Annotated in this window: 8 protein-coding genes; 5 read left to right on the top strand and 3 right to left on the bottom strand. The window is 69.1% G+C overall.

Annotated features, from left to right (window positions below; translation table 11 throughout):
- Positions 1 to 194 (top strand): phosphate acyltransferase (locus Q0066_RS05395; RefSeq protein ID WP_298130854.1); only part of this gene is annotated, 194 nt, incomplete at its 5' end.
- A 32-nt stretch (positions 195 to 226) separates the two neighbouring features.
- Positions 227 to 1,414, top strand: coding sequence for an acetate kinase (locus Q0066_RS05390; protein ID WP_298130851.1), 1,188 nt, complete (start codon positions 227 to 229; stop codon positions 1,412 to 1,414).
- Between the two features lie 75 nt (positions 1,415 to 1,489).
- Here the strand turns inward: Q0066_RS05390 and Q0066_RS05385 are convergent, their stop codons facing one another.
- The gene (locus Q0066_RS05385) at positions 1,490 to 2,533 is read right to left on the bottom strand and encodes an endonuclease/exonuclease/phosphatase family protein (RefSeq protein ID WP_298130850.1); all 1,044 of its coding nucleotides are present in this window, start codon (positions 2,531 to 2,533) and stop codon (positions 1,490 to 1,492) included.
- Positions 2,534 to 2,629: 96 nt separating this feature from the next.
- Positions 2,630 to 3,232 carry a maleylpyruvate isomerase family mycothiol-dependent enzyme gene (locus Q0066_RS05380; protein WP_298130848.1) on the bottom strand — a complete coding sequence of 201 codons (603 nt, stop codon included), beginning with the start codon at positions 3,230 to 3,232 and terminating at the stop codon, positions 2,630 to 2,632.
- A gap of 112 nt (positions 3,233 to 3,344) precedes the next feature.
- On the opposite strand from Q0066_RS05380, the gene Q0066_RS05375 reads away from it, so the two are divergent.
- Together Q0066_RS05375 and Q0066_RS05370 are read left to right on the top strand one after the other, a co-directional pair.
- Entirely contained in the window at positions 3,345 to 4,112 is a 768-nt protein-coding gene (locus Q0066_RS05375) for an SDR family NAD(P)-dependent oxidoreductase (RefSeq protein ID WP_298130847.1), read from the top strand.
- Positions 4,113 to 4,140: 28 nt separating this feature from the next.
- Positions 4,141 to 4,965: a lysophospholipid acyltransferase family protein gene (locus Q0066_RS05370; RefSeq protein WP_366521498.1), complete on the top strand. Its 825-nt coding sequence runs from the start codon at positions 4,141 to 4,143 to the stop codon at positions 4,963 to 4,965.
- Positions 4,966 to 5,036: 71 nt separating this feature from the next.
- Here Q0066_RS05370 and Q0066_RS05365 read toward each other — a convergent pair whose 3' ends face one another.
- On the bottom strand, positions 5,037 to 5,765 hold the full coding sequence (locus tag Q0066_RS05365) for a GntR family transcriptional regulator (RefSeq protein ID WP_298130846.1): 729 nt from the start codon (positions 5,763 to 5,765) through the stop codon (positions 5,037 to 5,039).
- Between the two features lie 163 nt (positions 5,766 to 5,928).
- Between Q0066_RS05365 and Q0066_RS05360 the strand changes: the two genes are divergently transcribed.
- On the top strand, positions 5,929 to 7,749 hold a 1,821-nt coding region (locus Q0066_RS05360), incomplete at its 3' end, for a PTS transporter subunit EIIC (RefSeq protein WP_298130844.1).

Raw genomic sequence — 7,749 nt, 5'->3', positions numbered from 1 at the left:
TCATCTTCCCCGACCTGAACACCGGCAACAACACCTACAAGGCGGTGCAGCGGTCCTCGGGTGCGGTCGCGATCGGCCCGATCCTGCAGGGCCTGAAGAAGGCCGTGAACGACCTTTCCCGCGGTGCCCTGGTCGAGGACATCGTGAACACCGTGGTGATCACGGCCATCCAGGCCCAAGCCGACGCCAACTGACGACACGACCGCCGAAACCCTAGGAGCCTTCCATGAGCACGCCCATTCTGCTGTTGAACGCGGGTTCGTCCTCTATCAAGTACCAGGTGATCGACGCCGACGACGAGACGGTGGTGGCGACGGGCCTGATCCAGCGGATCGGGGACGAGTCCGGCACCATCGACCACACCGTCGGTGGCCAGACCTTCCACCAGGAGCGCGGCTTCCCCAACCACGGCCGCGCGCTGAAGGTGATGGTGCAACTGTTCGAGGAGAACGGTCCCAAGCTCGCCGACGTCGTCGCCGTGGGGCACCGCACGGTGCACGGTGGCGCCGCCTTCCGCGAGACCACCCTGGTCACCGACGAGATGCTCGACCACCTGCGCGAACTGTCGCCGCTGGCCCCGCTGCACAACCCGCCGGCCATCGCCGGCATCGAGGCGGCCCGCGCGGCGCTGCCCGACGTGCCGCACGTGGCGATCTTCGACACCGCGTTCTTCTCCAGCCTGCCGATCGAGGCGTACACCTACGCGGTGGCGAAGGACGTCGCCGAGGAGCACGGCATCCGGCGCTACGGCTTCCACGGCACCTCGCACAGCTACGTGTCGAAGAAGGTCGCCGAGGTGCTCGGCCGGCCCTACGAGGAGCTGAACCAGATCGTCTGCCACCTCGGCAACGGCGCCTCGATCTCGGCGATCCGCGGCGGCGTCGCGGTGGACACCTCGATGGGGCTGACCCCGCTGGAGGGCCTGGTGATGGGCACCCGCAGCGGCGACGTCGACCCGGGCCTGCACGCCTACCTGTCCCGCCAGGTGGGGATGAGCATCGACGACATCGACACCCTGCTGAACAAGAAGTCCGGCATGCTCGGGCTCTGCGGAGTGACCGATTTCCGCGACATCAACGATCTGATCGCCGAGGGCAACGCCGACGCCAAGCTGGCCCTCGACGTCTACGTGCACCGGCTGCTGCACTACATCGGCGCCTACCTGGCGGTGCTGGGCAGCCTGGACGCGATCACCTTCACCGCGGGTGTCGGCGAGAACAACCCGGGGCTGCGCAAGGCGGTCATCGACCGGCTGGCCGGCTTCGGCTTCAGCCTGGACGACGAGGCGAACGCCGTCCGTTCCAAGGAGCCGCGGGTGGTCTCGACGCCCGATTCGAAGGTGACGGTGCTGGTGGTGCCGACCAACGAGGAGCTGGCGATGGCGCGCGAGACCAAGGCGGCCGTCGGCGCCTGAGGCACCGTCGGTTGAGCTTGTCGAAACCCCCACGCTCGTACCACCGGGGTCTCGACAAGCTCGACCAGCGACCGCTCAGGCCTCGGCTCCGGCCAGCACCGCTCGGACGCCGAGGTGGTCGGTGCCGGGCACCCGGAAGGTGCTGAAGCCGGACGCGGTCAGGTTGGGCGTCACCAGCACGTGGTCGATGCCGATCAGCGCGGGGAACGACCGGTCGGCCGGCCAGGTGCGGACGAAGCCGGCACCGGCCAGATCGGCCGCGCTGCGGAAGCCGTCGGCGTAGAGGTGCTGCATGGTGAGGTGGTCGTCCACGGCGTTGAAGTCGCCTGCGACGATCATCGGCATCGTGTCGCGATGGGCGGCCAGCCAGGCGCGCAGCTGGGCGGCGTCCTGCACCCACAGGCCGGGCCGGCAGTAGGGGTTGCAGGGGTGCACGGCGACCACCCGCACCCGGCCCAGCTGCGGCGTGCGGACCACCGCCGACCACTGCTGGAAGTTGCTCGCCGGCAGCGCCTCGGACGACACGATCGGGTACTTCGAGAAGACGACGGTGTCGCTGTCGGTCGCGCGTGCGGCGCCGTCCGCCGGCGCCCGGTAGGGGTACGCGGCTCGGAAACTCTGCGGCAGCGAGGCGACCCAGTCGGCATGCGCCTCGACGAAGACCGCCACGTCGGTACCCGTGACCGCCCGCGCAGCCGCGGCAGCGTCGGCCGAGACGGCCACATTCAGGCTGGTGACGGTCAGCGGCTCGGTGACGGCCGGACGCCGGTCGGCGACGAACGCGGGCCCCTGCCAGGCAACGGACGCCGCCAGGCCGGCCGCGCAGAGCAGCGCGAGCGGCACGACCACCAGCCTGCCCGGCGTCCGGTGCCGCAGCGCACGCATCGCCGCGATGCCCACCAGCAGCAGCGCCGGCAGCCAGAAGACCAGGCCGTAGGGAATGAACGACGCCAGCTTGGCCAGCCGCTCCGACGAGGGCGGCAGCACCCGCAGCCAGGTCGCCACGACCGCCGGCACAGCGGCGAGCAGTCCTGGGACGACCAGCCAGCCCTGACCTCGGGGTCGGTGCCGAGCAGGCACTGGCGTCGGGTCGGCAACGGCCGGGCGCGTCGAAGTCACGGGGACAAGCGTGCCGGATCGGAGCAGGCCGACTCCATCGCTGGAAGTTGTCGAGACCCCTGGCCCATCCGCCGCGGACAGGTTCAACCCACGGGACTACAGCAACTCGAACGCGGAGCCGTCCCGGGCACTCAGCTGCCGCACGGCATCCAGCCCGCGTCCGTTCAACATCGCCGCGTCACAGATGATGTGCAACACCCGGGCGATCGCGGCGGGCGGCAGGCGCGGCTCACGACCTACCGCGCGGGCCAGATCCGAGGTGTGCACGACCAGTTCGACGGTGCGGGTCTCCAGGTAGTCGGAGAAGCGCATGCCGCCGAGCAAGGTGGAGATCACCGGGTCGCCCTTGGTCGCCGCAATGGCCGCGCGGAGGCGTCCGATCATCGTCTCGACGACCTCCGCCGGTTCGTCTCCCAGATCGTGGCCGGCCGCCACACCCCGGTCGGCCACCGCCTCATGAATCGATCGGTCGACCAGGTAACCGGCCGCCAGGTATTCCGCCGCCGACCTCAGCTCGAGGGCCGCGGCCGGCCTGGCCAGGTAGTCGTGAGCGGTGATCACCGCCCGTGCGGTGTGGCCGACCAGGGAACGGACGTCCCACACCCCCAGTGCGGGGCGATCCCAGGCGTCATGCGGTATCTCGCTGACCAGGGCGACGAAGGCCTCGGCAGCGTCGAGCATCGTCTTCGCGGTGTCCATGTCTGACAGTACCGGCCCGGCCATCGCCAGGCACAGGGCCGCGAGGCAACTTCACAGGTTCGGCGAACGACCGACGAACCGTCGGCGGCGGCACCGCCGCTAGCCTGCGGGCATGACAACGGCACTGGTCACCGGCGGCACTTCCGGCATCGGCGCCGCCTTCGCCCGCGCTCTGGCCGCCCGCGGCCACGACCTGATCCTGGTCGCCCGGGACGCCGAGCGCCTGACGTCCTGCGCCGCCGAGCTGTCCGAGCGCTACGGGGTGCAGGTGGAGACACTGGCGGCCGATCTGGCCGTCCGCACCGACGTGCTGACGGTCGCGGACCGGTTGTCCGATGCCGAGCGACCGGTCGAGATCCTGGTGAACAACGCCGGCTACGGGTTGCACGTGAAACTGCTCGACGACGACCTGGACGCCCACACCCGCGCCATCGACGTGATGTGCGTCGCCGTGCTCATTCTCGGTGGTGCCGCCGGACGGGCGATGCGGGCTCGTGGTCACGGCACCATCATCAACACCGCGTCCTTGGCCGCCTACATCAGCCAGGGCGCCTACTCGCCGATCAAGGCGTGGGTGCTCGCCTACTCCGAGGGCCTGGCCAACGAGTTGCACGGCAGCGGCGTCGGGGTGACCGCGGTCAACCCGGGTTGGGTGCGGACCGAGTTCCATCAGCGGGCCGGAATCCGCACCTCGTCGATCCCGGACTTCATCTGGGTGGATTCCGACAGAGTTGCGGCCGAGGCTTTGGTGGATGCCGACAAGAAGCGCGTCATTTCGGTGCCCACAAAGCGTTGGAAGCTACAGAAACTGCTAGCCAGGCACGCGCCGCGTTCCGGAGTGCGTTGGGCCTCCCGTATCTTGAGCAGAAGCCGTCAGTGAGCCCCGTCCTCTAGGGTTGCTGCGCGGTATGTGGAGGATCCGATCCAGCGGAAGGGACGTGGTGGCCGACGACAACCCGAACCGGTACTCGTCCGCTCCCGGGGCGGCCGGCCGCTTCGTCGCGCAGCAACTGGTGCTGAAGCCGTACGTCTGGTCCGCGCTGCACGTCCATGAACACGGACGCCGCAATCTGGACGGCCTCAAGCCGCCGTTCATCGCGGTCGCCAATCACTCCAGCCACCTGGACGCGCCGCTGATCATGGGCTCGCTGCCCCGCAGGCTGAGCCGCAACCTGGCCGCCGGGGCGGCCGCCGACTACTTCTTCGACAAGTGGTACACCGCCGCCGCCACCCGGCTGTTCTTCAACGCCTTCCCGGTCGACCGCAAGGGCCTGCGGAACCGGAAGGGCATGGCCGGCGTGCTGCTCGGCGAGGGCGTGCCGCTGCTGCTGTTCCCCGAGGGCACCCGGTCGCGCACCGGTGCGATGAAGAACTTCACCCCCGGGCATGCGGCGCTGTCGATCAGCCGCAACGTCCCGATCCTGCCGATCGCCCTGGTCGGTGCGTTCGCTGCCATGCCGTACGGGGCGACCCGGCCGCCGTCGGGCCGTCCGCACGTGCACGTGGTGTTCGGACGTCCGCTGAAGGCGGCGCCGGGCGAGATCGCGCACCAGTTCTCCGAGCGCGTCTACCGCTACGTCGTCGAGTTGCACGACTCGACCGCACGGGCCTACGGCATGCCCACCCAGGCCGACTTCCATCGCGCCGTCGCCCTCCGCAAAGCGGCCACCGAGCAGGCTCAACTGGCCCAGGCCGAGGCTGCGAAGGACGCCGAACCGCCCACTGACAGCTAGTAGGCCCCACCGCTGATCGAGCTTGTCGAGATCCCTCTGAATGGTCTCGACAAGCTCGACCGACGGTAGGTTCAGGAGGCTTGGACGGCGGCGTCCGGATAGTCGAGCCGCTGGCGGGACATGAAGCGGAAGCGGTCGCCGCGGAAGCTGGAGACGGTCCACTCGACCACGTTGCCGTCGGCGTCCCAGCCGGTGCGCTGGACCCGCAGCATCGGCAGGCCGGTGTCGACACCCAGCAGGTCGGCGGTGACCGGGTCGGCCAGCACGGTCTCGACGATGTCCTCCGCGGTCGCCACCACGGCGCCGCACTCCTCGCGCAGCGTCCGGTACAGAGAGCCGTACTCAGCGAGGTGTTCGGCCAGCCGGGGCAGCACCCGGGGCAGGTGGGCGACCTCGTGCGCGATCGGCTCGTCGAAGGCCGTCCGCAGCCGCTCGACCCGCTGCACCGGGGTGCCGGACGGCACACCCAGATGCTCGGCGAGCTCCCCGTCGGCGACCAGCTCGGAGATGTCGAGCACCACGCTGCCGGGACGCCAGCCGTCCATCGCCAGGTCCTGCGAGAACGAACTGAGTGGGCGCACCCGCATCATCTTCGGCTGCGCCACGAAGGTGCCACTGCCCTGGGTGCGCACCAGCTTGCCGTCGACCACCAGTTCGGCGATCGCCTGCCGCACGGTGGTCCGTGAAGTGTCGAACCGGGCCGCCAGGTCGCGCTCGGTGGGCACCGCGGAACCCGGTGGCAGGTCGGCGATCAGTTCGAGGATGGCCTCTTTGATCCGGTAGTACTTCGGAACCTTCACAACTGTCCCTCCGGGGTGTGAAATCGACACCAGGCCGCCAGGATATTGGACTAGACCAAATCTTCGCAAAGGCTTGACGTCCCTGATTGGTCTATGCCAATCTTTACCTAATGGTCTACACCAATCGACCAGCCGCCGCTCGCAACCGCTTAGAGGAGACCGCATGAGCACCGTCGCCGACGGGACTTCGACCAAGAAGTCCGGCCCGCGCATTCCCGGGTTCGCCCAACTCCAACGGCTCGGCAAGAGCCTGATGCTGCCCATCGCCCTACTACCCGCCGCCGGCATTCTGCTGCGGCTCGGCCAGCCCGACCTGCTGGGCCAGATCAAGACGCCGATCATCGGCCCCTTCTTCGAGGCGATGAGCGCCGCCGGCGGCGCCATCTTCGCCAACCTGCCGCTGCTGTTCGCCGTCGGTGTCGCGATCGGCTTCGCCAAGAAGGCGGACGGCTCCACCGCGCTGTCGGCGGTGGCCGGCTACCTGGTCATCGACGCCGTGTTCAAGAACATGTCCCCGGTCGTGCTTGCCGGCGTCACCGACGCCAAGGGCGATCAGGCGATGATCAACTACAGCGTCTTCGCCGGCATCATCGTCGGTCTGGTCACCGCCTGGCTGTTCGACAAGTACCACAACATCCAGCTGCCCGCGTATCTGGGCTTCTTCGGCGGCCGCCGCTTCGTGCCGATCGTCGTCTCGCTGGCCAGCCTGATCCTGGGCTTCGGGCTCAGCTACTTCTACCCGATCTTCGAGTCCGGCCTGACCGGCGTTGCCACCTTCATCGCCGGCTCCGGTGCGTTCGGCGCCTTCCTGTACGGCTTCGCCAACCGGATGCTGATCCCGATCGGCCTGCACCACATCCTGAACACCTACATCTGGTTCATCTACGGCTCGTACACCACCCCCGGCGGCGACGTCGTGACCGGCGAGCTGACCCGCTTCGCCAACGGCGACATGACCGCCGGCCTGCTCACCTCCGGCTTCTACCCGATCCTGATGTTCGGCCTGCCCGCCGCGGCGCTGGCGATGATCCACGTCGCCAAGCCGAAGCAGAAGAAGGTCGCCATCGGCATCCTGTCGGCCGCCGGCCTGACCGCGTTCCTCACCGGCGTCACCGAACCGCTCGAGTTCGCGTTCATGTTCGCCGCCTTCCCGCTGTACATCATCCACGCGCTGCTGACCGGTCTGTCGCTGGCCATCGCCTACCTGCTGAACATTCACCTCGGCTTCTCGTTCTCGGCCGGCCTGATCGACCTGGTGCTCTACGGCACCGCTCCCGCCGCCCAGAACATTCCGCTGCTGATCGGCATGGGCGTCGCCTTCTTCGCGCTCTACTACTTCATGTTCCGTTTCGCGATCGTCAAGTGGAACATGCGCACCCCGGGCCGCGAACCCGATGACGAGTTCGAGGCCGAGCAGGCCGCGAACCTGACCGACGACGGTGGCGCCGCTGCCGGGGCTGCCGGCGGAGCCGGTGGAGCCGCTTTGGCCAAGGCAGAGCAACTGATCGCCGCCTTCGGTGGCCGCTCCAACCTGGTCAACACCGACGCCTGCATCACCCGGCTGCGCATGGAGGTCGCCGACAAGGGCAAGGTCGACCAGGCCCGGCTGAAGCAGCTCGGTGCCGCCGGTGTGATCGAGGTGGGCAACAACGTCCAGGCCATCTTCGGCACCCAGGCCGAGGCGTTGAAGAACGACATCCTCAACGCGTTGGCGGCCAACCCGGCCGGTCCAGCCGTCGCGGTCGACACCGCCGCCCCGGCCGCAGCCGAGGCCGCCCCGGTCGCCGCTGCCGCCGCCGTCGAGCCGACCACGATCCTGGCCCCGGTGCCCGGCCGTCCGGTCGCTTTGAAGGACGTCCCGGACGCCACCTTCGCCCAAGGCATCGTCGGCTACGGCCTGGCCATCGACCCGCCGCGCGGCGTGGTGCAGGCGGTCGCCCCGATCGGCGGCACCGTGCTCACCCTGTGGCCGCACGCCTACGTG

This window comes from Micropruina sp. (assembly GCF_027492755.1).
GTDB lineage: Bacteria > Actinomycetota > Actinomycetes > Propionibacteriales > Propionibacteriaceae > Micropruina.
This window is presented reverse-complemented; position numbering and strand designations above follow the sequence as displayed.